The following is a 24326-nucleotide window of genomic DNA, read 5'->3' as shown; positions in this document are numbered from 1 at the left end:
GATCTGCTCAGATAAAATGATATAATAAGGAATGAGGAAAATCACATGGTAAAACACATTGTCCTATGGACCCTGACAAAAGACGCCAGGAAAAACATTAACGCGGTCGCGGAGGACCTGCAAAAAAGGTTCAAAGCGCTGCTGGGCGTGGTGGACGGGCTGACGGCGATTGAAGTCGGCCGCAACTACAACGGTGGCACCTTTGATCTGGTTCTGTACTGTGAATTCACCACTAGGGAAGCGCAGGACAACTATCAGGACCACCCCGCGCACGTCGCCGTGAAGCAGGTCGTCCACTCGCTTGTGTGCGGCAGGGACTGTGTCGATTACGAAATTTAACAGGTTTATTCTTTAAAAGAAGCAGGGAAGACAGCGATCGGGCTGGCTTCCCTGCTCCTTTCGTTTTGCGCGAATATTCGGCATCTGAATGGTACAAAAATCGTTTTCACCAATATTATAGTGTAAGGGGACTCAAAAAGAACGATATTCAGGATACAAGGAGGCTTCTGAATTGAATGAAATCAGTACGTTGAACAGCCTAAAGGTCGGCCAAACCGCTACTGTGAAAAAGCTGCGCTCAACCGGAAGCATGAGACGGCGGCTTCAGGATATTGGATTGATCGAAGGAACACAGGTCGAATGCCTTCAAAAAAGCCCTTCAGGCGACCCCATTGCCTATTTAATTCGCGGCGCGGTCATCGCGCTCAGACAGGAAGACAGCAGCAACGTGATGATCAGCGCGAATTAATCCGGACTCAATGCAATTCTGCGAATACAAATGAAAATTTGCGCTTGCAGAATTGCTTTTCATAAAAAACTGATAAGGAGTGATTGTGGTGGGATTGGCGGCAAACCCGACCGGGATCAAATGGATCGATTCCGGCCTTAGCATAAACAGGGAAAATCCCGACGACAGGATCGTAGCGCTGGCCGGAAATCCCAATGTGGGCAAAAGCACCGTTTTCAACGCCCTGACCGGCATGAACCAGCACACCGGCAACTGGCCGGGCAAAACCGTGACGAACGCGCAGGGAAAATGCTCTTACGACGGAATCAACTATATCATGGTCGATATTCCCGGTACATATTCCCTGATGGCGCATTCCGCCGAAGAGGAGGTAGCGCGGGATTTTATCTGCTTTGGAAATCCGGACGCGGTCATCGTCGTCTGTGACGCGACCTGTCTGGAACGGAACATGAACCTGGTGCTGCAGACCATCGAAATCACCGACCACGTTGTAGTCTGTGTGAATCTGATGGACGAAGCAAAAAAGAAACACATCCGTATTGATTTCGGCAGCTTACAGAAGGACCTGGGCGTTCCCGTCGTCGGCGTTACGGCCCGGAGCGGAAAAAAGCTCGGGAAGCTGATGGAAACGGTCGGCAGCCTGAAAACGGAAAATTTCATCAGACCGATTCAATTAAAATACATTGCGCCGATCGAAGAAGCCATCTCCATTGTGGAACCCGCCGTGAAAGCATGCCTCGGTGAAAAGCTGAATTCCCGCTGGGCGGCGCTGAAGCTGATCGACAACGACGAAAGCCTTCTCAAAAGCATGGGCGACTATCTTGGATTCAATCCCGCGCTGGAGGAACCCGTCGCCTCAAAAATCGAGCAGGCCAGACGGCGTCTGGAGGAAAACGGCATCAGCGGCGAAGCGCTGCGCGACCGGATCGTTTCCTGCCTGATTATCACCGCCGAGGGGATCTGTGCCGACGCGGTGAAGTTTGAATCCGACAGCTACAACGCAAGGGACCGGAAAATCGACCGGATACTGACCAGCAAATGGAGCGGCTTTCCCATTATGATTCTGCTTCTGATGCTGATTTTTTACATCACCATTACCGGCGCGAACTACCCATCCGCGCTGCTTTCGGATGCCCTGTTCCGCTTTCAGGATATTTTGCTCGCGTTTTTCAGCCGGATCGGCGCGCCCTCGTGGGTTTCCGGCATGCTGGTCATGGGCATTTACCGCGTGCTTGCGTGGGTCGTATCGGTGATGCTGCCGCCCATGGCGATTTTCTTCCCCCTGTTTACCCTGCTGGAGGACTTGGGGTACCTGCCCCGGATTGCCTTCAATCTGGATAAATATTTCAAAAAAGCCCACACCTGCGGAAAACAGGCGCTGACCATGTGTATGGGGTTCGGCTGCAACGCGTGCGGCGTGTCGGGATGCCGGATTATCGATTCGCCGCGGGAAAGGCTGATCGCCACCATTACCAACTGCTTTGTTCCCTGCAACGGGCGGTTCCCCACCCTGGTCGCGATTATCTCCATGTTCTTTGTCGGAACGGTTTCCGCGCCGTTTCAATCCTTTTTCTCCACCTGCCTGCTGACGGGCACGATCATTCTGGGAATCTTTATGACTTTTATCATCTCAAAGCTTCTCTCCGTCACCATCCTGAAAGGAATCCCCTCCTCCTTTACACTGGAGCTTCCCCCCTACCGCAGGCCGCAGATCGGGAAAGTGATCGTCCGCTCCATCTGCGACCGCACCCTGTTCGTTCTGGGCAGAGCGGTGGTCGTGGCCGCCCCCGCCGGGTTGATTATCTGGCTACTGGCAAATATCCATGTCGGCGGAGCCAGCCTGCTGCTCCATTGCTCGAATTTCCTCGACCCGTTCGCAAATCTTCTGGGGCTGGACGGGGTGATTTTGCTCGCGTTTATTCTGGGATTTCCCGCCAATGAAATCGTGGTGCCGATCATCATCATGGCGTACATGTCCACAGGAAGCATTCTGGAACTGGGAAGCCTGGAAGAGCTGAAAAACCTCCTTCTCAGCAATGGGTGGACCTGGCTGACCGCCGTATGCACCATGCTGTTTTCCTTAATGCACTGGCCGTGCTCCACAACCTGCCTGACCATCCGGAAGGAAACGCAGAGCTGGAAATGGACGGCTGTCTCGTTCGCGGTTCCCACCGCCGCGGGCATGGTGATCTGTTTCCTCTTTGCCGGCACCGTAAGGCTTCTGGGCTTGCTGTAAGCCTGACAAGGGAAATGCCGTACTGCGGCAGTGATCGGCTGTGCAGCGCGGCATTTCTCTTTGTGTTTTTACAGAATATCTTCTCAGTGTTCCATCATCTTGACGCCGTTGCTTGTACCGATCCGGTCCGCGCCGGCATGAATCATATTCATGGCATCCTCATAGGTCCGGACACCGCCGGAAGCTTTTACCCTTGCTTTTCCCTGTACGGTACGTTTCATCAGCTCAACATCGCGGACAGTAGCGCCTCCGGTACTGAAACCGGTTGACGTTTTTACAAAATCGGCGCCCGCCTCCACAGCGAGTTCACAGGCTTTTACTTTTTGTTCATCGTTCAAAAGACAGGTTTCAATAATTACTTTTAATAACGCCTTTGGATGTGCTTCGCGGGCAACCGCCCGGATATCCTGAAGCACGGCCTCATAATCCCCGTCAAGCAATGCACCGATATTGATCACCATATCCACCTCACCGGCGCCGTCCTGTACCGCCTGTTTTGTTTCAGAGGCCTTTCCCTGTGTGGACATTGCGCCGAGCGGAAAGCCGACGACACAGCACACAGTGACTCCGGAATCCTTTAAAAGCGTATTTGCCAAGGGCACATAATACGAATTGACGCAAACGGAAGCAAAATGGTGTTCCCTTGCCTCCTTACAGAGTGTTTCTATCTGTCCTTTGGTTGCGTTCGGTTTTAAAAGTGTGTGATCGATATAAGTTTCCAGTTCCATTATTTTCCTCCTGTATCATTCATGAAAGGCAGGCTCCGCCCGTATTTTCACCGAAAATCGGTGGGCCGCTCTGGTGCCGCGGCCCATCGGTAAAATCAGACTAATCTCTGGTCTTTACGGAATCGACGTTTTCTTTTGTAACCAGAGTGGATTCAAGGATCACGCTCTTTTCAACCTTTTCGCCCTTCAGATATTTGACGGCGGTCTGAACCGCGTTTTTGCCCAGGAAATAAGGGGGCTCGTTGATGGTGGCCTTCATCTTATCTTCCTTAATTGCTTTCATGGTATCGTCGAGGCAGTCATTGCCCACCAGTACGATGTCCTTTGTCCGTCCGGCCGCTTCAATGGCTTCGAGGCATCCGAGCGCCATCTCGTCGTTCGCCGCGTAGACGGCCTGAATATCCTTGTTCGCCTGAAGAATATTTTCCATGACCTTCATTGCCTTGGCTCTGTCAAAATCCGCGCTCTGCGTGGCAACCTTCTTGATGTCCGGATATTTTGCAATGACATCGTTAAAGCCTTTGCTTCTGTCCTGCGCAACATTCGTGCCCATGATGCCCTGAATTTCCACTACATTTCCTTTGCCTTTCAGCGTATCGGCGATAAACTGTCCCTCAAGGCCGCCCGCTTTGATCGCGTTAAAGCCCATGTGGCTGACGACTTCCCCGCCCTTTGCGGCACGGTCAATCGTAATCACCGGAATTTTCGCGTCATTCGCTTCCTGAATGGCGGATACGATCGCGTCGCTGTCGGCCGGGTCGATGATGATGAGGTCCGGTTTCTGTGTAATCAGGTTTTCAACATCCTTCATCTGGGTGGACGCATCGTTCTGCGCGTCGGTTACGACCAGCTTGGCTCCCAGCTCATCCGCACCTTTCTGGGCGCCCTCTTTCACGCTGACAAAGAACGGATTGGTCTGCGTATTCATTGAAAGACCAATGACGAGCTGTTTGTTCGAGCTTTGGGCGGGTGCAGCGCTCTCCGCCGCTTTTGATTCAGCGGTGCTGGTTGCGGCTCCGGTGGAACAGCCCGCGGCTGTCGCGGCAATCATCGCTGCGGATAGTACCAACGCCAATAATTTTTTTGACCTTTTCATAAACTTCTCCCTTTCTTTCTGCCAATTTATTGATTAACTTTAGCTGACAAGTCCTTGAATTTCTTGTCGGCCAATACGGCGATAAGAATGACAACGCCCTTCACAATATTGGTGGCAAACGGGTTTACGTTCATCAGTGTGAGGATATTGTCAAGCACTCCAAGAATCAGCGCGCCGATTACCGTCGGAAGAATAAAGCCCTGGCCTCCCGCCAGACTGGTTCCGCCGATGATAACGGAGGCGATGGCGTCCATTTCATATCCTTCCCCCGCCGTGGCGGCCGCTGTACCAAGCCTTGCGGTGAGGATGATGCCGGCCAGACTGGAAAGCAAAGCGATGATGATATAGACAATCCATTCGTTCTTCACAACGGAAATTCCGGAAAGCCTGGCCGCCTCACGGTTTCCGCCGATCGCGTAAACCGTGCGCCCGTAAGCGGTGTGCGTAAGTAAAATATAGGCGGCCAGATAAACGAACAATAGAATAATAATCGGAACGGGAATTCCGGCAAGGCTGCCTTTTCCCACAGCCTTATAGATATCCGACTGTACGGAGATCGGCGTGCCGTTGGTATAAACCAGAATGCAGCCTCTCAGGAGGGTCATCATTGCCAATGTGGCGATAAAGGCTGGAATGCCACACTTTGCAATAAAGAATCCGTTGATGAATCCACAGATAAGACCGGTTAAAAGACCGATGCCGACGGCGAGCGGAACGGAATCCGTCGTCTGCAGCACACCGGCTGAAAACGCGCCGGCCAGTCCCACAACGGAGCCCACCGAAAGATCAATTCCGCCTGTCAGGATCACAAACGTCATCCCTGCGCCGATAATGGCGGTAATGGAAACCTGCCGGATCACGTTCAGCATGTTGGAGGCGCTTAAAAAGGCGGGCGACAGGAATGCGGCGACAATCAGGATCAGGACAAGAATGATGCTCGTTCTATGTACGGTTAAAACCCGAAAAGTTTTCTCTTTCGCATTCATTCACCAACACCTCCTGCGGCATAGGCCAAAATCAATTCCTGATTAGATTCATTTCTATTTAAGGACATGACAATTTTTCCTTCCCTCATAATCAGTATTCGGTCGCTCATCCCAATGAGCTCCGGTAAATCTGATGAAACCAGAATGATACTTTTCCCTTCTTCCGTCATCCGGTTCATGATTTGATAAATTTCCGACTTGGCGCCGACATCGACCCCGCGGGTAGGCTCATCCATAATACAGATCGACGGGACCGTTTCAAGGATTTTTGCAAAGACCACCTTTTGCTGATTTCCGCCGCTTAAATTCTGTCCCAGCTGGTTGTAGGAACTTACCTTAATATTCAGGGAGCGAATGTTCTTGGTTACCATTTTCTCCTCTGCCTTATGGTTCACGAAAGAATGGCTGCATATTTTTTTCAGCGATGACAGCGAAATATTTTCCTTTACGCTCCGGATGAGAATCAGTCCCTCGTTTTTCCGGTCGTCGGAAACAAATCCGATTCCGGAACGGAGCGCTTTGCGCGGAGTGCTGCAGTCCGCCGGTGCATTCCCGATTTTTATTTCGCCCTTTTCCATGGGGATGGCTCCGTACAAAATTTTGGAAAGCTCGATATTTCCGGACCCCATCAGCCCGGCGATGCCGAGGATTTCTCCCTTTTTCAACTCGAAGCTGACGTCCTTTACCCCGCGCCCCGTAATGTTCTTTGCTTCCAAAACCGTTTCCTTCCCGGAATACTCTCTGTGGGGATACAGGTCCGAAATGTCCTTACCCACCATCATCGACACCAGCTCCTGATAGCCAATGTCCCCGATATTTTTTGTCGCCACATTTTTTCCGTCCCGGAAAACCGTGACCCGGTCAGCCAGTTTGAAGATTTCATCCAGACGATGGGATATGTAAATGATCGAAATACCCTCCTGCGAGAGCGACCGGATGATGGAAAACAGGATATCGATTTCCTCATCGGTCAGCGCCGCTGTCGGCTCATCCATAATGATAACCTTTGCGTTTCTGGACAGGCACTTGGCGATTTCAACCATCTGCGCCTGTGCAACAGACAGCTTATTGACCGGAAGCTGTGGATCAACATTCAGCTTCAGCCGTTTTAGCAGTTCTTTTGCTTTCTGATTCAGCGTTTTCCAGTCAAACAGCCCGTTCTTCTTTTTGGGAAGAGCTTCCAGAAAAATATTTTCGGCAACTGAAAGATATGGGATCAGGTTGAATTCCTGATAAATCATGGAAATTCCTTTGTCTCTGGCTTCTTTCGTAGAGTGGAAAGAAATTTTTTCACCCTCAAAATACATGTTCCCGGAAGTGTAGGGATGCGCGCCGGAAATAATCTTCATCAGCGTGGATTTGCCCGCGCCGTTTTCACCGCACAGAGCATGAATTTCGCCTTTTTTTATTTCAAGGTGTACACCGTCAAGTGCTTTTACGCCCGGAAAAATTTTGACAATGGAATCCAGTTTTAAAATGATATCGTCTTCCGGCATTCTTTGACCTCCTTACTTAGTAGGCACATGCACAAACCAAAATAACGCTCGGATAAGGGGTGAATTCCCCGGTGCGGACAATCGCCCTGGAGGATTTGGTTTTTTCTTTCAGGTCCACATGGTCTACATACTCTATCGGAATATCCTTTGGAAGCACTTCTAAAATCTTCCGATGCATGTCCGGGCTGACCGTTTTCAGTTCTTTTGCAAGAATCGCCTTTTCCACCACAATGCTGTCCAGAATTTCTTTCAGAACGTCAAGATACTTTGGTTCGTTCGGCTTCCACGCCAAATCTACCTTTTCCACTCCGTCCGGAACGGGCAGACCGGCATCGCTGACAACCAGCGTATCCTTATGGCCGAGATCAGCCAGCACATGGGCAAGCTGCGCGTTTAAAATTCCACCTTTTAACATTTGCGTTCTCTCCTTTGACTGTTTTCAGGACGTTTGCTTCATTTATGTTCCGACAAGAACTGATCGATCTCGCTGCGCACAGGCATGGAGGGAGTCGTCCCCATCCGTGTGACGGAAATGGACGCCGCCGCGTTTGCAAACCCGCAGGCTTCCCAGATATCCTTGCCCTCCGCAAGAGACGCAACCAGCGCGCCGTTGAAGGCGTCTCCCGCGCCCGTAGTGTCAAGCACATCCACCTTGGGTACGGGAAGAATTCCGTGCTTTTGCTTCGTTGAAACGAACACACCCCGTTTTCCAAGGGTAATGACAACGGTTTTTACCCCTTTTCCGAAGAAATACTCCGCCGCTTTCTGTGCGTTTTCCTCGCTGTCAACCTGAATGCCTGTCAGAATTTCCGCTTCCACCTCATTGGGCGTAATGATGTCGACCTTTCTCAGGAGCTCGTCGCTGATCGGCTGTACGGGAGCCGTATTGAAAACAACGGTCACGCCGTAACGGTGCGCCATGTCCACGACGCGCTCCACGGCATCCACATTGGTTTCCAGCTGCGTTAAAAGATACCCTGAGTTTTTGACGACTTCCTCAACGGAGTCCACGTTTTCCTTCGTAATTTCGGAACATGCGCCCAGCGTAACCATGATCGCGTTCTGGCTGGTCGTTTCATCCACCATGATCAATGCGGCACCGGTTTCACTTTTTTCCGAAAAAAACACATGGCTTGCATCCATATCCAGTTCCTTCATCGTATTCAGTGCGATATTGCCGAAGGTATCGCGCCGGATTTTTGTCACCATTGTGACATCCGCGCCGGCTTTCTTGGCCGCGACCCCCTGATTGAAGCCTTTGCCGCCGGGTCCGATCCGGAACACCGACCCTTTTACGGTCTCTCCGGGTACGGGCAGATGGGGCGCTCTTGACATCAGATCAACAACAAAGCTTCCGAATACGGTAATGTGTTGCTGTTTCATAATCATTCCTCCATTTAAAAATATGTAATCGGTTCCATATTATGGTATAAAAAATCACCTGAGCCCTTTTAATTTTTCGGAACCGCGCAGAATCAGTTTCGGCATCAGAATGGTCCGCTGGATGTTGTCCGTATTTTTACCGGATTCCAGTTTTTCCATCAGCAGTGTAATGGCCACTTCACCCATGGCAAAGGTGGGACGATCGATCACCGATATCTTGATATTGAGAATATTCAGCATTTCAATTTCATCAAAACCAAGCAATGAAATATCTTCCCCGATCTTCTTCCCGGTTTCATTCAGATATTTAATGCACCCAAGCGTCATCATATTGTTGGAAGAAAAAATAGCGGTGGGAAGCGGCGACATGGCAAATATCTTCTTCGTGATTTCATATCCGCTTTCAAGCCTGAAATCGCCGTAGAAAATCAGGTTTTCGTCCAACGGAATCTGATAGGCTTCGAGGGCCTGTTTATACCCTCTGAGACGGTCGCGCCCCGGCTTGGAAGTCTTGGGGCCCGCGATAATGGCGATCCGCCGGTGCCCGTTCTGAATCAGCGCCTGCATTCCCTCAAAGGTACCGGCAATATTATCAATAAACACGCCGTCAAATTTGGAATGCTTCACATCTCTGTCGATCAGGACAATGGGAATGCCGATGCTTTCCATAAATTTCAGATATTCCGCATTGAATTCATTTGCGTCTGAGGTCGGCGTAATAATGATTCCCTTCAGCTTCTGCCCTTTCAGCATTTTCAGCGAGCGCCGCTCGTTCTCTTCGCGCTCGTTGGTGTCACAGAGCAGAATATTCAGGTTGGATTTCTCCGCTTTCATTGTAATTCCCTTGATGACCTCGCCAAAAAACGGATTGTTGATATCCGGTACTACAACGCCAATGGTATTTGTTTCGTTTTTACTCAGGTTTCTTGCCAGAACATTGGGAACATATCCCTTTTCGCGGATAGTTTCCTCCACAATAGCTCTGGTTTCCATCTTTACATAGCCGCTGTTATTGATGACTCTGGAAACCGTTGCAGGGGATACTTTTGCAATTTTTGCGATGTCTTTTATTGTAAGCAATGGTCAATACACCCTTCGCAAAGATTTTGTTGCAGAAAATTTATAAAACTGGTTTCATAAATTTATAAATTATTTGGTTCATCTCTTAGTGTGCTTTTATTATATCTTAATATTTTTTAGATATCAATTATAATATTACCTAATTATATAAAGTATAATTAGACAATTTAAATAATGAAATCGATTTCATCATATCTGTTTCACAGCTGAATTGATAGCTTGGTAATACATCCATTTAGAGAATTCTGACATGAAAGGAGAGCTTTGTCAGGCACAAAGAATCAATCCGGACAGCAAAATTTCAATGGGTTCTGACGGTTTTATGGAATCCCTTTCATATATTCACAGGGACCAAACAGCCCTATTGATCCATAGCAAAAGGACTCAGAACAAAGTGGACTGATCCCCAACAAACAGACAAAGGAATAAAAGGCCTGTCGCAGAATAGATAGGATTTAGGCGGCCTTGCTCCGAATTTCGGACGGAGTGAGGCCGTTTTTCAGATTGATTCGCTCATAATTGTAAAACTGAACATATTCAGCCACTGCTTGTTCCACTTCGGTACGGCAGGAAAAATTCATACGATATAGGCATTCCGTCTTGAGTGTACCAAAGAAATTTTCCATAGCGGCGTTGTCATAAGGGCACCCGGGGCTGGACATGGACGGCTGAAAATGATATTCTTGACTTAGGTCAAAGTATGCTTGCGAGGTGTATTGAGACCCTTGGTCGCTGTGGAGGGCAAGTCCACCAGCGACCTTCTCTTTTTGTACGGCATCCCGGATGGTATCCGTCACCAGTGAGGCGGTCATGTCATTGCCGATACGATAGGCCAAAACCATTTTGCCGCACAGGTCTACTACCGCGCACAGATACAGCATTCCTTTTACAGTAGGGAGGTAGGTAATGTCCGTAACCCAGAAACGATTGGGCAAGGGCTGCTCAAAGGATCTCTGCAACAGGTTCGGATATTTATGTACTGCCTGTTTGTAATGGACATAGGGTCGACGCCGACGTATTTGTGAAAGCAGATCATCCTTTCGCATGACGCGCAGAATGGCTTTCAAATTGACTTTTTTTCCGGTCTGCCGCAGAATCCAGCGGCGCACCCGACGGCAACCGTAGGTCTGTTTACAGCGCTGCTGACAGTCCGCAATCAAGTCCGTCAGCCATTGGTCCTTTGCTTCTTTTTTCTGTCGATTCCGCCATGCATAGTAGCCGCTGCGGGAAACCCCGAAGGAACGGCACATGGCCTCAATGCTGTATTTACCACGAAATCGTTCAATGACGCGATATTTCAGTTTCACTTCCTTCCAGCTTCGGACAGAAAATTTTGCAGCAGTTCTACTTTCATCCGCAGCTCAATCAATTCGTTGTTCCGTTGCGTTTCTTTGTCAGCCGGTTTTTGTCTCGGCCGTCCCTTTGGACGAGGAACATAGCCATTGGCAATCAAGCGGGCTTTGTGATTCTGGCGCGTGACCAGCTTTTTAATTTGTTTTTTGCTTAGACCATAACTTTCCGCTATTTCTCGGTTGGTTTCGCCTGCTGCCTTTCTCCGGAACACTTCTTCGCTTAGAATTTCAACTTTTGTATATTTCCTGGACATGAAATGACCTCCTGTCGTAGTTTCCATTCTACAACAGGAGGTCTCTTTTTTCACTGTCCGTTCTTCGGGGGATAGTCCAAAGATAGTTCTGAGTCCTTTTTATTGTCGGTTTGAAAAGCAGGCAATTTTATGCCTTACATAACTCCCTGCCTTAAAAGCTGTCCATTCAATTTTATGAAACAGATAAATGGTGCCTCCGGTAATAAAGCAGAGCAGCCAGCACCACCAGAATGCAGAACGCCGCATACAGAAAGAAGAGCTTGCTTTGCAGGCCGCCTGAAAGGATGAAGAGGGAGCCGAGCGTCGCCAGAATGGGAACGGCAACCCCGCGGAAAGCACTTTTGATTTCTCCCGCGCGGTAAAGCGCAAACACCTTGTAGTACAGAATAATATAAAAAATATAGCTCATAACGATAGCGATTTCAGAAACATCCGAATTGGGGAGCAGCCCGAATTTGACGGTGATAAAATGAATTGCCGCCCAGAATGTGGTGATAACATAGCAGAAGATTGCGGAATTCACCGGCATTCCATGTTTTCCGTCCTGCTTTGAGAGCTTTCCGGCAAGCGGGAACATCCCTTTTCCGCGCAGAGCCATGGAGTACGGAAGGCGGATATAACCCAGAATAATGCCGTTTGCCGTACCCATTACCGCAATAATGACGAAAATCAGGACCAGCTGCGCACCGAAACCGCCGAACAGATTTTTAGCGACCGTATAGACATGAGCGTCCTGCAGCGCGACGATTTTCTGAGGGTCCAGCAGGCTGGAAACGCCGACAAAATACGCGACATAGGTAATCAGGATAATGACCGGCGCAATCACCAGCGCGCGGGGCAGGTTCTTTTTGGAATCGCGGATTTCCGGCGCAATGGAAGTGGAAATGGACCAGCCGTCAAAGGAATAGGCAATCGGCCCAATGGCGGAAAGCCAGGCCGCTCCCCCCAGGGTAGAGGGGGCAACGCTTTGAAATCCTTTGGCGGGATTGCCGAAAAACAGGCCGCATACCGCAATGACGGCCAAAGGAAGCATCTTGCTGATGGTGGAAAAATTCTGGAACCCACCTCCCAGCCTGGCGGACAGGGAATTCATCACAAAGTTCAGCGTATAAAAAAGGAATCCGATCAGCATTTGATTCTCCAGTGTGCCTTCCCATCCGAACAGAAGACAGATGTAAATGCCGACCACCCACGAAACAACCGCGGCAATGGTGGGCAGGTACACGAAAATCTGGAACCAGCCCATCCCGCAGGCGAGCTTTTCGCTCGCGAATTCCTCCACATACGTGATGACCCCGCCGGGGCGGTCGGTGCGGGAGGCCAGCTCGCTGATGCAGAGCCCGCCGAAAACGATGCTGGTCGCACCCAGCACGAAAACAAACACGCCAAGCGGGACGCTTCCCCCGGTAGCCGCCAGAATATTGTCGCTCTTAAAAAAAATTCCGGAGCCGATGCAAATACCGATAATCATGGTTACCGTAGTGAATAATCCGTAATGGCGCCTTGTCTGTTCCATATCGTATGATCTCCCCAAATCGATTTTCCTGCCTGATTGCAGCGTTTCTATTCTATCACAGCGCAATGTGTTTGGATAGTGTCTGAGCAAGAAAAGATCTCTCTTTTGCCGGGAGGGCAAAGGAGAGATCTTTTCCTATTTTTTATCTTTTCTGGTACAGGAATGACAGGATGCGCACCGGCTGCAGTCGCCGCAGCATTCCTTTCTGTGCCGGTAGGAATACCGGACCGCAAACACAAGCAATACGGCGATCACCGCCAGAATCGCATAATCAATCAGCTGCATAACGCTCCTTTCCGCCGTCAGCGGCAAAACAAAAGACCGACATGATAGACAAAAAACGCCACGATCCAGGCGACGCCCGTCTGGTAAAGCACCATGGCCACCGCGTTTTTCGTGCTGTTCATTTCCCGCCGGACGGCGCTGATCGCCGCGACACAGGGCGTATAAAGCAGCGTGAAGGTCAGGTACGACCACGCGGTCAGCGGGGTGAAAAGCTGGGACAGCGCCGCGGGCAAATTGGAAACACTGGTTCCGGTCAGAACCGCAAGCGTGCTGACGACCGCTTCCTTGGCGGTAAAGCCGGTAATCAGGGCGGTGGAAACACGCCAGTCGGTAAAGCCGAGCGGGGCAAACAGCGGCGCGATCACCTTGCCGACGCCGGCGAGCATGCTGTCGGCGCTTGTGGCCACCACATTCAGGCGCGTGTCAAAGGTCTGAAGGAACCATATGATAATCGTTGCCACAAAGATAACGGTAAATGCGCGCGTTAAAAAATCTTTTGCTTTATCCCACATCAGCAGCGCGACGCTTTTCGCGCTGGGAAGGCGATAGTTCGGCAGTTCCATGACAAACGGCACCGGTTTCCCGTGGAAAAGCGTGCTTTTCAGGATCAGCCCGCTGATAATGCCGACGAGGATACCGGTAACATAAAGGGCGATCATCACCAGCGCGCGGTGCTTCGGGAAGAACGCGACGGTAAACATCGCGTAAATCGGCAGCTTGGCGCTGCAGCTCATAAAAGGCGTCAGGAGGATGGTCATTTTGCGGTCGCGTTCACTGGAAAGAGTACGGGTCGCCATGATGGCGGGAACGGAGCAGCCGAACCCGATCAGCATCGGCACAAAACTGCGGCCGGAAAGCCCGATCTTGCGGAGCAGCTTATCCATGACAAAGGCGACCCGGGCCATATACCCGCTGTCTTCCAGAATGGAAAGGAAAAAGAACAGCACCACAATGATGGGTAAAAACGAAAGCACGCTGCCGACCCCGGCGAATACGCCGTCGATCAGAAGCGAATGCACGACCGGGTTGATGCCGTACGCGGTCAGGCCCGCGCTGGCGGCTTCGGTAAGGAAGTCGATGGCGAGGGAAAGAAGGTCGCTCAGCGCGCTGCCGATCACCCCAAAGGTCAGGTAAAATACCAGCATCATAATGGCAATAAAAATCGGGATCGCGAGATATTTATGCGTCAGGATTTCGTCGATCGCCACGCTGCGCCGGTGTTCTTTGGATTCCCCTATTTTTACAACGGAATCCTTGCACAGTCCTTCGATAAACGTGTAGCGCATATCCGCCAGGGCGGCTTCCCGGTCGGTGCCGAGCTCCCGTTCCATTTCCGTTACGCTGTGGCCCACCATATCCTTTTCGTTGTCCGAAAGGCCCAGCGCGTTCATCATGGGATCGTCGCCCTCGACCAGCTTCGTCGCCGCGAAGCGCGGCGGTACGCCGATCCGTTCGGCGTGATCCTCCACCAGATGGGCTACGGAGTGAATGGCTCTATGTACTGCGCCGGTGCAAAAGTCCTGGCGCTTCGGTTTCTGCTTCGCCGCGGCGGTGCTGATCGCCGTTTCAATCAGCTCGTCGATTCCTTCGTTCTTGCTGGCCGAAATGGGAACGACCGGCACACCGAGTTCTTTCTGAAATTTTTCTATAATAATGGTCCCGCCGTTGGCGCGGACCTCATCCATCATGTTCAAGGCGATTACCATGGGAAGATTCAGCTCGATCAGCTGCATGCTCAGGTAAAGATTGCGCTCAACATTGGTTGCGTCCACGATATTGATAATCCCGTCCGGATGGTTGTTCAGTATAAAGTCGCGGGTGACGATTTCTTCACTGGTATAAGGGGAAAGAGAATAGATGCCCGGAAGATCCACCACCGTTACGTCGCGGTGCCCGCGGATCACCCCGTCCTTTCGTTCAACCGTAACCCCCGGAAAATTTCCCACATGCTGGTTGGAACCGGTGAGCTGGTTGAACAGCGTTGTTTTTCCGCTGTTCTGGTTCCCGGCTAACGCAAAAATCATCGGCTTAACGTCCCTTCCACTTCAATCTTTTTTGCATCCTCAATCCGAATGGTCAGTTCGTAGCCCCGAAGATGGATTTCAATCGGATCGCCCATCGGCGCAACCTTTCTCACCATCACCTCCGTGTGGGGAGTCAGTCCCATATCCAGCAGCCTGCGCCGCAGCGCGCCCTCACCCCTGACTTCAACAATCTTTGATCTACGGCCGATTTGCAGTTCATTTAAGGTCATAAGAGCCTCCATCATCTGATTTCTTGTTAACTTGTGATGCTCCTCAGGCATTATATGTTAGCCTATGCTAACATATAATATTTTAGTCTGTACAATGGAATTTGTCAAGGAAACCATGGCTAATTGTTAAATGTTTTTCAAAAACCGATTCCCGCATTCTTTCTCTTGCTTTTTTGTTTTAAGGCGCAAAAAAGCGGCCGCAAAAGCGAACCGCTTTTCTTAATTTAGATGATGAAATTTCCGTTCCGGAATACAGCGATCTGTTTTCCGTCCCACGTAGTACCGGTAATCTCCATATCCGCGCTTCCGAACATAAAATCGCAGTGGATTTTGGAATAGTTGGAGCCGAGTTTTTCCCGTTCCTCCCGCTTTAATTCCGCGCCGTTTTTCAGATTGTCCGGGTAGGAAGCGCCGAGTGCCAGATGACAGGAGGCATTTTCGTCAAAGAGCGTGTTCAGAAACAGAATCCCCAGCCGTGAAATGGGCGAGTCGTACGGAATCAGCGCCACTTCGCCGAGGTAGCAGCTGCCCTCGTCGAATCCGATCAGATTTTTCAGGGTATCCTCTTCCTTTTCCGCCTGAAAACCAACGACTTTTCCGTCCTGAAAATCCAGATGGAAATTTTCGATCAGCTTGCCCTGGTAGCTCAGCGGCTTTGTGGCGTATACGCGGCCGTCCACTCTGTATTTATCCGGCATGGTAAAGACTTCCTCGGTCGGCATATTCGGATTGAAAACCGCGCCGTTTTTCGCCTTGTCGCAGCCGCCCGCCCAGATGTGGTCTTTAACAAGTCCGACCGTCAGGTCCGTTCCCAATCCGTTTTTAAAATGGAGGGACTTGAAGCGGAACCCGTTCATTAACTCGCAGTGATGGCTGAGCTCCTCATTGTGCCGCTCCCACTCGGCGACCGGGTCGTTATCCTCCGTAATCCGGACGCTTGTGAGAACCGCGTCCCACAGCGCGGCAAGGGCCTTTTCGCCGCTGAGGTCAGGAAAGACTTTTTTCGCCCACGGGACGGTCGGAATCGCGACGATGGACCACTGGCCGTAGTTCGCCATGGTATAGTATTCAAACGGCTCAAACGCGGTTTCTTTCGCCATACGGACAGTTTGGAGCTTCTTTCCGTCAATTCCCGCCAGAAGTCCGGGAGTCGCGGACTCGACATACAGGAAACAGCATTTTTGGTCGATGCAGTTTCTCTTCTGCTCAATCTTCCACGGAGCTATCCGGGCCAGCGTTTCCGTGCTTTCCTGCTGAAGGGCAAGCTTCGTTATCGCTTCGTCGTTCCAAAGGACAAGCACTTCCCCGGCGCCCGCCCGGTATGCTTCCTCCACACACAGGCGGGTAAAATACGCACACTCCACGGACGACGTAAGAACAAGCATCTGTCCCGGCTGTACATGGACCCCCATGCAGACCGCCAGGCGCGCATATTTGCGCAATATTTCCTCTTTTACCATCCATAATCTCTCCTTCTGTTTGATGTTCAATGTTCCCCCTGCAAATCAGTTTATACCCATTGGGACCGCAATCAATCCCATCCCTGCTTCTGCAGCTTCTGCGCGGAAGCCTTCAGCTGTCTGCGCCGCTCCGGATAGTCCGGCAGGACCTGCCCGACCAGCGCCCAGAAGCGCGGGGAATGGTTATGCTCGACGGTATGCGCAAGCTCGTGGACGATCACATAGTCGATCTGCTCCGGCGGGACGAGAATCAGCTTCCACGAATAACTCAGGCGGTTTTTTCCGGAGCAGGAACCCCAGCAGGTACGCGCCGAGCCAATCCGCACGCCCGAGGGCCGAAAGCCGGTGCGCCCGGCATAATCCTCCGTCCTGCGTGAAAGGACGTCCTGCGCAATCGACTGATACAGGCGGACAAGCTTCGGTTTCAATGTTTCAAACGCTTCCTGCGGCAGGAGGAAACCTGTCCCGTCAAAAGCGACGCGTTCCCCGGGCAGTACCGGGTATTCCTTCCCCATCAGCGGCAGCGTCGAGCCCGGGGAAACGCGGAATTTCTGCCGGGCAGCGGCGTTCGCCGCCATCTGAGAGGACTTTTCCTCGATCCATTCCTGCTTTTCACGGACAAAGCGGTCGATTGTTCCCTGAGCGGCCCTGAGCGGGGCGCGGACGGTCACGTTGCCGTCCCGGTCCACACAGATGGCAACGGTTTTGCGCCGGGAACGGATCAGCTGATATTCCATTTACTTCCCCCTGCGTTTCATTCCCCGGATGACCGCTTTGGTCCGGTCGTCCACACGGAAGGATTCCACGATTTTCTGCAGCGTTTTGTTGTAGGTCCAGTCGTCCAGGCCGTCCGTCTGCAGATAAGCCATGGTCTTTTCCGGATATTTCACAAAACAGACGGACAGCGCCCACGCCACGCCCATCTTGACATAATAGCCGTCGTGGCGCACCCGGTAGTAGATTTTCAGGACCGGATCGATGGTTTCGTCCGTAATAAAATAATCCATCAGCATGATGACGGCAAAGCGCAGCTCGTATTCCCTTCCGCTTTGCAGATACGGCTGTAAAAAGACGAACAGCCTTTCCCGGTCCTTCGCCGCCGCTTTCAGGGTGGAGCAAAAGCCGTCGCACACCGCCCAGCTGTTGATTCTCGGGACAAAGTCCGCGATCAGGGCGAAAAGCTCGTCCTGCTCCATTTTGGCATAGCCGATGAGAAACCCGCGCAGCATGATTTCTTCCATGGAGGCGTCCCGCAGCCCCGCGAGGCAGGCGCGCCAGTCGCCCTTCCCGATCTGCTTTGCAAGTGCCCTCAGCTTCGGGATACGCACGCCGAGAATATGCTCCACCCCGGGGACAATTTTATACTGCATTTCGCGGTACGGCTCGTCGGCCAGCGACAAAAGATGCTCCGAGAGCGAAGGATAACCGGTGTATACAAAATCGTTTTTCATATCGTTTCCCCTGTTATGATTTGGTAATTCCATTATATATTCTTTGGGGAAGAAAGACAACAGCCGCCGGTCAAAATGACCGGCGGCTGAAAGGCTTAAAGAAATCTTTCACAGCAGGAAAGGAAATAAATCAGCAGCAGCTTGATCAATAAAAGAATGATCATATCAGTTCTGCCTTTGATGAATCATGCTCCTGCTGCCGAAATAGGTCGTGAGGAAATAGCCCCCGTAGATAACAAGGAAAAACACGGCGGTAATGAGGGTGTTTCCCAAAATATCCAGATGGCCGAACTGCGCCACCAGCGAATTGGCGACATAGATGCCGACCGCCGAATGGACGACCGCAAGAGAAAGCGGAAGCATAAAATAGATGGCGATCTGGACAAACAGGGAGTGATCGATCATCCTCTGTTCCGCGCCGAGCCGTTTCAGCAGGCCATAGCGCTCCAGATTGTCGGAAGCTTCGGAAAGCTGCTGCAGAGCAAGCACGGCGGCGCTGGTAATCAGGAAGACCAGCCCGATATAGATCGCGAGATACGAAATCATCGTCTTGATCCCCGTGCTCTGATCGTAGACCAGCTGTTTGGTAAGAGATGTGTGATAGGGGGTGGAAGACTCATCGGCCGATTCTTCAGGATAAACCTTTTCTACCGCCGCAACGAACTGTTCGTCGGTAACGCCGTCTTTATACTGGAGATTGAGAAAAGCGATCTCTTTTTTCAGGCCTTCCACCAGCGCGTCCGGCACAATCAGCGTTCCGGGATCGGCCATCATCATGCTTGTCTGGAAGGCGGTATCCAGATACTGGCGGCTCTGCGCCTTCAGCGTTTCCCCGTTCAGCACAACCGTACCCTTATGATTCAGAAAATACTCGATCACGGGCTTCATATCGACGTAGCTGCAGTTGATCAGGAATTCATCGTCCCGCAGGGAAACCGTGGGCCTCCCCTGCAGCTTTGCGGCCGCGTTGTAGTCGCTTTGCGAAACACAAACCACCGCAGCGTCTTTACTCTGTTCCATCAGCTTGCCTTGTGACGGCGCACCCGGCAGAAACAGCTCGGAGTACTTCAGATGATCGGTGTAATAAGCGGTCATCTGTGCGTACGATCTGGTCAGTCCGTCCAAATCGACGCCATGGGCAATCATCTGCCCGGCGATATCATCCGCCAGCGCATTGCGTTTCAGTTCGTCCTCCCCATACGAATAATAATAGGTGTAGGTCGCGTCATACGGCGTAGCGCCCTTCAGGTCCTTGCTGAGCACGTCGGAAAGCCCTATCCCCGTGGACAGCGTGCCGATGGTGACCAGCAGCATGATGCAGATGACGGACATGGAGACGAAGGTCGTATTGATTTTAGAATTGATCTGGCGCAGCACGAACATGTTCAGGTTTTTGAGATACAGCTTTTTGTTCGCCTTCACCACGCGGAGCAAAAAGCCGGACAGGGACATAAAGAACAGCAGCGTACCGATGCTGCCCAGAACAATGGCCGCCGTAAACTCGGAATTCACCTCCATCATGCCGTTGTCGATAATCAGGTGGTAGGCGGTGAGGATACAGACAAGCGCCACCAGAAACAGGATCACCGAAATCCAGAGATGCGTAAACCGCAGCTTCTGATTTTTCTTCGAAGCGTTCAGCAGATCGATCAGTTTATACCGCGAGACCGCAATCGTATTGAAAACAATCACGATCAGAAAGATGATTCCGAAATACAGGACGGTCTTATAAAACGCGTGGGCGGAAAACGTAAAAAGGAACGCTTTCATGTCCACCTCGAACAGCTTCGCGGTGACAACGGAAAGCCACTGGGAGGCAAACACGCCGACCAAAAGGCCCACCGCAAGCGAAAACACGCCGATAATCATCGTTTCCAGAATCAAAATGCGCGATATCTTGCCTTTCGCCATGCCGAGCGTCATGTAAACGGCAAGCTCTTTTTTCCGGCGCTTGATCAGGAACTGGTTCGCGTAAACGACCAGAAAGCCCAGAATAATGGAAATAAAAACGGACACATAGTCGATCGTGGTAATCAGCGACGCAATGATTCTCGCCTGCGCCTTGCTGACCTCCAGCAGCGCGGTCTGGGAATCGATGGAATTGAAAACATAAAACAGGCTTACACCGAACGTCAGGGTCAAAAAATAGACGGTGAAATCGCGGATGCTTTTCGTGACATTCTTGAAAGCAAGCTTAGAGAACATTGGCGTTGTCACCTCCGAGCAGGGTCACGACCTCAATGATTTTATTGAAGAACTGCCTGCGGGTGTCGCCCCCGCGGACCAGCTCGTTGAAAATCCTGCCATCCTTGATAAACAGGATCCGGTGGCAGTAGCTGGCGGTAAACGCATCGTGCGTGACCATCAGGATGGTCGCTTCCAGATTGCTGTTGAGCGTTTCAAAGCTTTCCAGCAGCATCCGGGAGGATTTGGAATCCAGCGCGCCGGTGGGCTCATCCGCCAGAATCAGCGCGGGCTGGGTGACGATGGCGCGGGCCGAGGCGACGCGCTGCTTCTGTCCGCCGGACATCTGGTACGGATACTTTTTCAGGACATCCTCGATCTCCAGTTTCTTCGCGACCTGGCGCACACGCACGTCGATTTCCCCCGCCGGAGTCTTGATAATGGTCAGCGCGAGCGCAATGTTTTCATACGCGGTCAGTGTGTCCAGCAGATTGAAATCCTGAAAGATAAACCCGAGCTGTTCGCGGCGGAACCGGGACAGCCTTGCGGAGTTCAGCCGGGTAATATCCTTTCCGTCGATGATGATATGGCCGGCCGTCGGGGAATCAATGGTGGAAATACAGTTCAGCAGCGTCGTTTTTCCGCTGCCGGAAGCGCCCATGATGCCGACGAATTCCCCTTTTTCCACTTCAAAGCTGATATCGTCCACCGCTTTGGTCAGGTTGCCTTTATTTCCGTAATATTTCTCAACATTCTCAACCGTCAAAATTTTTTGCATCTGTTTTTCTCCTTTTCAAATTGTATTAACAGTATAATACAATTTTACGGAACAAACCATTGATTTCCCTTACGGCAGACTTACAGTTTTGTAAGCTTGAAGCGGATCATTCAAACATGTTGCTTCTCGGGAAGACGATGGAAACCAGCGTCCCTTTTCCTTCGGTGGACGCGATGGAGATGCCGAGGTTCAGCTTATCGCAGAGCTTTTTGCACAGATACAGCCCGATCCCGGTCGATTTTGCGGAGGTTCTTCCGTTTTCGCCGGTAAAACCTTTTTCAAACACCCTGCCCAGGTCTTTTTTCGAAATACCGATCCCGTTGTCCGAAATCATCAGTGTAACGCTGTTCTGATTCTGAAGCCCGTAAATTTTGATTTCCGGCTCCCGGCTCCGGTACTTTACGGAGTTCATCAGAATCTGGCCGATAATGAAGTCCGTCCACTTCCCGTCGGTAAACACCGTTTTGTCCAGCGCGGAGGTTTCCACATGGGTCCTGCTTTCGATCAGCGCGGCGGAATTCTTTTTGAGCGCCGAGCCGACAAGCGCTTTCAGCGTGATGCTTTTGATGACGTAATCCTTTTCCACATGGTTGCTTCTGGAATAGAAAAGTGCCTGCTCCACATAATTCTCTATTTTTGATAGTTCCTCATTCAGGCTGAGTGTAACTTCGTTTTTGTTGTTTTCAATCATCAGCCTGCTGGAGGAAATCGGCGTTTTGACCTCGTGCACCCATGTCTCAATGTATTCCCGGTATTCGCTGGAAGCGCGGCGGTACCCGGCAATCTCGTCGTTCATCGCCTTGCCGGCCGTCTTCACACATTCGCAAAGCAGCTTTCCCTCAAGAAAGGACGGCTCGTCCAGCATTTCGGAAATCAGATATTTTTTGTCCAGCTTTTCCAGGTTTTCAAGCATTCCGTTATAAAATTCCCTTTTCCTGAGAAATTCCAATGCCAGCGCAGCCGCTTCCCCCGCCAGAAACACCAGCGGAACAAAAAGGGCGGCATAAGCGCCCACTTTCAGAACGGACAGCAGTACGGCCGCAAAAAAGGCCGTCAGCACCACAAAGAGCAAATGATAAACCTTATCCGCTAAAAAATTTTTCAGACTCATACCAGATACCCCAGACCCCGTTTGGTCGTCAGATAATCGCGCACGCCGATGCCGTCCAGCTTTTTGCGCAGCCGGTTGATGTTGACCGTCAGCGTGTTGTCGTCCACGAATTCCTCCGACTGCCACAGGTCGTTCATGATTTCCTCGCGGGAAACGATGCGGCCCCGGTTGCACAGAAGCACGTGCAGAATGCGCAGTTCGTTTTTGGAAAGCTCCGTCTCGTTTTCCCCGAAACGCGCGGTCCCGCGGGAAAGGTCGAGCTCCAGCCCCCGGTGGGAAAGGACGCTGACCGGTTCGGACGGATAAGCGCGCTTTAAGACGGAGGCGATCCGCGCAAGCAGAATCTGCGTATTGTAGGGTTTCGTAATAAAATCGTCCGCACCCAAACTCATGCTCATCAGTTCGTCGACGTCGCTGTCGCGGCTGGTCACGATGATAATGGGAAGCTGGGATCTGCGCCGGATTTCCCGGCAGATATGGTACCCGTCGTAAACCGGCAGGTTGATATCCAGAAGCACGAGCTGTGGATTTTCCTTCAGGATCACTTCCGGCATATGGGCAAAATCATCCGACGAAGCACAGGGATAGCCGTATTTTTCAAGGAGCCTTGTCAGCTCCTGTCTGATTTTCACATCATCTTCCACAATAAAAACAGAGGACACGCAAATCCGCCCTTTCTACCAAAATATCATTGGTCCCATTTTTCTGATTTTCATTATAAAGCATTCCGTGTTGGGAAGCAATTGGGCGGTTTTGTAGAAACTGCGAGAAAAAGCTTGGAGAATGCCTCTGATTTTAGAGATCGCTTCATTTACTTTCTAAGCTATTAATGATAGTATATTGTAAATCATGCTCATCAATATAACCGGGGTGTTACCATGAATCAATTACTGCTGATTACCACCGGGGGGACCATCGCCTCCGAACCGACGGACGAAGGGCTTGCGCCGTCGCCGAGCAGCCGGCAGCTGGCCGACTTCATCGGCGGGCTGACCGCCGAATACGACGTTGACGTTGAAGATTTATTTCAGCTTGACAGCTCCAACATACAGCCCGAGGAGTGGCAGTGCATTGCGCGCACCATTGCCCGCGAATACGGCAAATACGACGGAATCGTTCTGACCCACGGCACGGACACCATGGCGTACACCGCCTCCGTACTTTCGTTTATGCTGCGCAACATTCCCATTCCGGTGGTCATCACCGGCTCCCAGCTGCCGATCAGGCATCCCCTGACGGACGGCGTGGAAAACCTGCGCTGCGCCTTTGCAATGGCCTGTTCCAAAAAGCCCGGAGTCTTTCTTGCGTTTGACCGCAAGGTCATTTTAGGAACACGCGCGGTGAAGGTGCGCACCACGGGCTTTGACGCCTTTGAAAGCGTCAACTGCCCCCCCGCCGCAACCGTCGACGCGGGCGGCTTAACGTTCAACGAAAGCATTCTGCCGCAAATGGGAGGCGGATTTTCTCTGGAGGATCAGCTTTGCACCGATGTTTTTCTCATCAAGCTGACTCCCGGCCTGAACCCCGAAATTTTCGACATGCTCCTGAAAATGAACTATAAGGGAATCGTGATTGAAGCGTTCGGCGCGGGCGGGCTGAATTTCATCCGCCGCGATCTGACCGCACAGCTGCAAAAGATCGTGGAGCGCGGCATTTCCGTTGTCGTATGCAGCCAGTGCCTGTACGAACGGAGCGACTTCACCATTTATCAGGCCGGACAGAAAGCACTGCAGAGCGGGGTCGTCCAGGGATTTGACATGACGACGGAGGCGGCTGTCACAAAGCTGATGTGGGCGCTGGGAAAAACAGAAAAATCCGGGGAAATAAAGCGGATTTTCGCCACAAATTATGTGGGAGAGATCAGCCTTACATAATATTCTGCACTCTTTGCGTAATAATATTGACATATGATGTATTCTGTTATATAG

At 51.3% G+C, this 24326-nt stretch carries 24 protein-coding genes; 4 read left to right on the top strand and 20 right to left on the bottom strand.

All coding sequences use genetic code 11. The features are described from left to right. Nucleotides 1–45 precede the first annotated feature (45 nt). The 3 genes from ACRQV7_RS05530 to feoB (ACRQV7_RS05520) all read left to right on the top strand — a co-directional run bounded on the left by ACRQV7_RS05530 (nucleotide 46) and on the right by feoB (ACRQV7_RS05520) (nucleotide 2984). Nucleotides 46–339 carry a Dabb family protein gene (locus tag ACRQV7_RS05530; RefSeq protein WP_444659752.1) on the top strand — a complete coding sequence of 98 codons (294 nt, stop codon included), beginning with the start codon at nucleotides 46–48 and terminating at the stop codon, nucleotides 337–339. 172 nt (nucleotides 340–511) lie between these two features. After that, nucleotides 512–748, top strand: coding sequence for a FeoA family protein (locus ACRQV7_RS05525; RefSeq protein WP_038323477.1), 237 nt, complete (start codon nucleotides 512–514; stop codon nucleotides 746–748). An 88-nt stretch (nucleotides 749–836) separates the two neighbouring features. Next, complete coding sequence (feoB, locus tag ACRQV7_RS05520; protein WP_444659751.1) at nucleotides 837–2984, top strand: ferrous iron transport protein B; 2148 nt, start codon at nucleotides 837–839, stop codon at nucleotides 2982–2984. A gap of 83 nt (nucleotides 2985–3067) precedes the next feature. On the opposite strand, the gene deoC is transcribed toward feoB (ACRQV7_RS05520), so the two are convergent. The 20 genes from deoC to ACRQV7_RS05420 all read right to left on the bottom strand — a co-directional run bounded on the left by deoC (nucleotide 3068) and on the right by ACRQV7_RS05420 (nucleotide 23060). After that, complete coding sequence (gene deoC / locus ACRQV7_RS05515; protein WP_444659750.1) at nucleotides 3068–3712, bottom strand: deoxyribose-phosphate aldolase; 645 nt, start codon at nucleotides 3710–3712, stop codon at nucleotides 3068–3070. A gap of 100 nt (nucleotides 3713–3812) precedes the next feature. Further along, nucleotides 3813–4808 (bottom strand): substrate-binding domain-containing protein, encoded by a 996-nt coding sequence (locus ACRQV7_RS05510; RefSeq protein ID WP_275716763.1) that lies wholly within the window; start codon nucleotides 4806–4808, stop codon nucleotides 3813–3815. Nucleotides 4809–4834: 26 nt separating this feature from the next. Then, nucleotides 4835–5794 carry an ABC transporter permease gene (locus tag ACRQV7_RS05505; RefSeq protein ID WP_275716765.1) on the bottom strand — a complete coding sequence of 320 codons (960 nt, stop codon included), beginning with the start codon at nucleotides 5792–5794 and terminating at the stop codon, nucleotides 4835–4837. Continuing rightward, nucleotides 5791–7290: a sugar ABC transporter ATP-binding protein gene (locus ACRQV7_RS05500; protein ID WP_444659749.1), complete on the bottom strand. Its 1500-nt coding sequence runs from the start codon at nucleotides 7288–7290 to the stop codon at nucleotides 5791–5793. Before ACRQV7_RS05500 ends, ACRQV7_RS05505 begins: the two co-directional genes overlap by 4 nt. Nucleotides 7291–7306: 16 nt before the next feature. Beyond that, nucleotides 7307–7705, bottom strand: coding sequence for a D-ribose pyranase (rbsD, locus tag ACRQV7_RS05495; RefSeq protein WP_275716769.1), 399 nt, complete (start codon nucleotides 7703–7705; stop codon nucleotides 7307–7309). Between the two features lie 38 nt (nucleotides 7706–7743). After that, nucleotides 7744–8673, bottom strand: a complete 930-nt coding sequence (rbsK, locus tag ACRQV7_RS05490; RefSeq protein ID WP_275716771.1) for a ribokinase — start codon at nucleotides 8671–8673, stop codon at nucleotides 7744–7746. Between the two features lie 54 nt (nucleotides 8674–8727). After that, nucleotides 8728–9753 carry a LacI family DNA-binding transcriptional regulator gene (locus ACRQV7_RS05485; protein WP_444659748.1) on the bottom strand — a complete coding sequence of 342 codons (1026 nt, stop codon included), beginning with the start codon at nucleotides 9751–9753 and terminating at the stop codon, nucleotides 8728–8730. 455 nt (nucleotides 9754–10208) lie between these two features. Further along, nucleotides 10209–11060, bottom strand: a complete 852-nt coding sequence (locus tag ACRQV7_RS05480; RefSeq protein ID WP_444659264.1) for an IS3 family transposase — start codon at nucleotides 11058–11060, stop codon at nucleotides 10209–10211. Continuing rightward, nucleotides 11057–11359, bottom strand: coding sequence for an imidazolonepropionase (locus ACRQV7_RS05475; RefSeq protein ID WP_444659263.1), 303 nt, complete (start codon nucleotides 11357–11359; stop codon nucleotides 11057–11059). The genes ACRQV7_RS05480 and ACRQV7_RS05475 overlap by 4 nt, the downstream gene beginning before the upstream one ends. Before the next feature lie 172 nt (nucleotides 11360–11531). Beyond that, nucleotides 11532–12875 (bottom strand): APC family permease, encoded by a 1344-nt coding sequence (locus ACRQV7_RS05470; protein ID WP_444659747.1) that lies wholly within the window; start codon nucleotides 12873–12875, stop codon nucleotides 11532–11534. 135 nt (nucleotides 12876–13010) lie between these two features. Further along, complete coding sequence (locus ACRQV7_RS05465) at nucleotides 13011–13160, bottom strand: FeoB-associated Cys-rich membrane protein (RefSeq protein ID WP_444659746.1); 150 nt, start codon at nucleotides 13158–13160, stop codon at nucleotides 13011–13013. Between the two features lie 17 nt (nucleotides 13161–13177). Then, nucleotides 13178–15184, bottom strand: coding sequence for a ferrous iron transport protein B (feoB, locus tag ACRQV7_RS05460; RefSeq protein WP_444659745.1), 2007 nt, complete (start codon nucleotides 15182–15184; stop codon nucleotides 13178–13180). Next, nucleotides 15181–15414, bottom strand: a complete 234-nt coding sequence (locus ACRQV7_RS05455) for a FeoA family protein (protein WP_444659744.1) — start codon at nucleotides 15412–15414, stop codon at nucleotides 15181–15183. The genes feoB (ACRQV7_RS05460) and ACRQV7_RS05455 overlap by 4 nt, the downstream gene beginning before the upstream one ends. Nucleotides 15415–15638: 224 nt before the next feature. After that, nucleotides 15639–16874: an aminopeptidase gene (locus ACRQV7_RS05450; RefSeq protein ID WP_444659743.1), complete on the bottom strand. Its 1236-nt coding sequence runs from the start codon at nucleotides 16872–16874 to the stop codon at nucleotides 15639–15641. A 71-nt stretch (nucleotides 16875–16945) separates the two neighbouring features. Continuing rightward, nucleotides 16946–17611 (bottom strand): M48 family metallopeptidase, encoded by a 666-nt coding sequence (locus tag ACRQV7_RS05445; RefSeq protein ID WP_444659742.1) that lies wholly within the window; start codon nucleotides 17609–17611, stop codon nucleotides 16946–16948. After that, nucleotides 17612–18325, bottom strand: a complete 714-nt coding sequence (locus tag ACRQV7_RS05440; protein WP_444659741.1) for a DNA alkylation repair protein — start codon at nucleotides 18323–18325, stop codon at nucleotides 17612–17614. It lies immediately after the preceding gene. Nucleotides 18326–18490: 165 nt separating this feature from the next. Next, nucleotides 18491–20530, bottom strand: a complete 2040-nt coding sequence (locus ACRQV7_RS05435; protein WP_444659740.1) for an FtsX-like permease family protein — start codon at nucleotides 20528–20530, stop codon at nucleotides 18491–18493. Continuing rightward, complete coding sequence (locus ACRQV7_RS05430) at nucleotides 20520–21287, bottom strand: ABC transporter ATP-binding protein (RefSeq protein ID WP_141827724.1); 768 nt, start codon at nucleotides 21285–21287, stop codon at nucleotides 20520–20522. The genes ACRQV7_RS05435 and ACRQV7_RS05430 overlap by 11 nt, the downstream gene beginning before the upstream one ends. A gap of 106 nt (nucleotides 21288–21393) precedes the next feature. After that, nucleotides 21394–22398, bottom strand: a complete 1005-nt coding sequence (locus ACRQV7_RS05425) for a sensor histidine kinase (protein WP_444659739.1) — start codon at nucleotides 22396–22398, stop codon at nucleotides 21394–21396. After that, a complete protein-coding gene (locus ACRQV7_RS05420) occupies nucleotides 22395–23060 on the bottom strand; it encodes a response regulator transcription factor (protein WP_444659738.1) in 666 nt (221 codons plus the stop codon). Before ACRQV7_RS05420 ends, ACRQV7_RS05425 begins: the two co-directional genes overlap by 4 nt. A 216-nt stretch (nucleotides 23061–23276) precedes the next feature. Between ACRQV7_RS05420 and ACRQV7_RS05415 the strand changes: the two genes are divergently transcribed. Further along, nucleotides 23277–24272, top strand: a complete 996-nt coding sequence (locus ACRQV7_RS05415; RefSeq protein WP_275716794.1) for an asparaginase — start codon at nucleotides 23277–23279, stop codon at nucleotides 24270–24272. The last annotated feature ends 54 nt before the right edge of the window (nucleotides 24273–24326 follow it).

It is taken from the genome of Caproiciproducens lactatisolvens (assembly GCF_052443335.1).
In the GTDB taxonomy this organism is placed as follows: domain Bacteria; phylum Bacillota; class Clostridia; order Oscillospirales; family Acutalibacteraceae; genus Caproiciproducens.
The sequence above is the reverse complement of the archived record's forward strand: the minus strand, read 5'-3'. Positions and strand labels throughout refer to the sequence as shown.

Bases quoted from the DNA above. Each gene is read 5' to 3' on its own strand.
- ACRQV7_RS05530 (WP_444659752.1), top strand. From the start codon at position 46: ATGGTAAAACACATTGTCCTATGGACCCTGACAAAAGACGCCAGGAAA.
- deoC (WP_444659750.1), bottom strand. From the start codon at position 3,712: ATGGAACTGGAAACTTATATCGATCACACACTTTTAAAACCGAACGCA.
- ACRQV7_RS05510 (WP_275716763.1), bottom strand. From the start codon at position 4,808: ATGAAAAGGTCAAAAAAATTATTGGCGTTGGTACTATCCGCAGCGATG.
- ACRQV7_RS05505 (WP_275716765.1), bottom strand. From the start codon at position 5,794: ATGAATGCGAAAGAGAAAACTTTTCGGGTTTTAACCGTACATAGAACG.
- ACRQV7_RS05500 (WP_444659749.1), bottom strand. From the start codon at position 7,290: ATGCCGGAAGACGATATCATTTTAAAACTGGATTCCATTGTCAAAATT.
- rbsD (WP_275716769.1), bottom strand. From the start codon at position 7,705: ATGTTAAAAGGTGGAATTTTAAACGCGCAGCTTGCCCATGTGCTGGCT.
- rbsK (WP_275716771.1), bottom strand. From the start codon at position 8,673: ATGAAACAGCAACACATTACCGTATTCGGAAGCTTTGTTGTTGATCTG.
- ACRQV7_RS05475 (WP_444659263.1), bottom strand. From the start codon at position 11,359: ATGTCCAGGAAATATACAAAAGTTGAAATTCTAAGCGAAGAAGTGTTC.
- ACRQV7_RS05470 (WP_444659747.1), bottom strand. From the start codon at position 12,875: ATGGAACAGACAAGGCGCCATTACGGATTATTCACTACGGTAACCATG.
- ACRQV7_RS05465 (WP_444659746.1), bottom strand. From the start codon at position 13,160: ATGCAGCTGATTGATTATGCGATTCTGGCGGTGATCGCCGTATTGCTT.
- feoB (WP_444659745.1), bottom strand. From the start codon at position 15,184: ATGATTTTTGCGTTAGCCGGGAACCAGAACAGCGGAAAAACAACGCTG.
- ACRQV7_RS05455 (WP_444659744.1), bottom strand. From the start codon at position 15,414: ATGACCTTAAATGAACTGCAAATCGGCCGTAGATCAAAGATTGTTGAA.
- ACRQV7_RS05450 (WP_444659743.1), bottom strand. From the start codon at position 16,874: ATGGTAAAAGAGGAAATATTGCGCAAATATGCGCGCCTGGCGGTCTGC.
- ACRQV7_RS05445 (WP_444659742.1), bottom strand. From the start codon at position 17,611: ATGGAATATCAGCTGATCCGTTCCCGGCGCAAAACCGTTGCCATCTGT.
- ACRQV7_RS05440 (WP_444659741.1), bottom strand. From the start codon at position 18,325: ATGAAAAACGATTTTGTATACACCGGTTATCCTTCGCTCTCGGAGCAT.
- ACRQV7_RS05435 (WP_444659740.1), bottom strand. From the start codon at position 20,530: ATGTTCTCTAAGCTTGCTTTCAAGAATGTCACGAAAAGCATCCGCGAT.
- ACRQV7_RS05430 (WP_141827724.1), bottom strand. From the start codon at position 21,287: ATGCAAAAAATTTTGACGGTTGAGAATGTTGAGAAATATTACGGAAAT.
- ACRQV7_RS05425 (WP_444659739.1), bottom strand. From the start codon at position 22,398: ATGAGTCTGAAAAATTTTTTAGCGGATAAGGTTTATCATTTGCTCTTT.
- ACRQV7_RS05415 (WP_275716794.1), top strand. From the start codon at position 23,277: ATGAATCAATTACTGCTGATTACCACCGGGGGGACCATCGCCTCCGAA.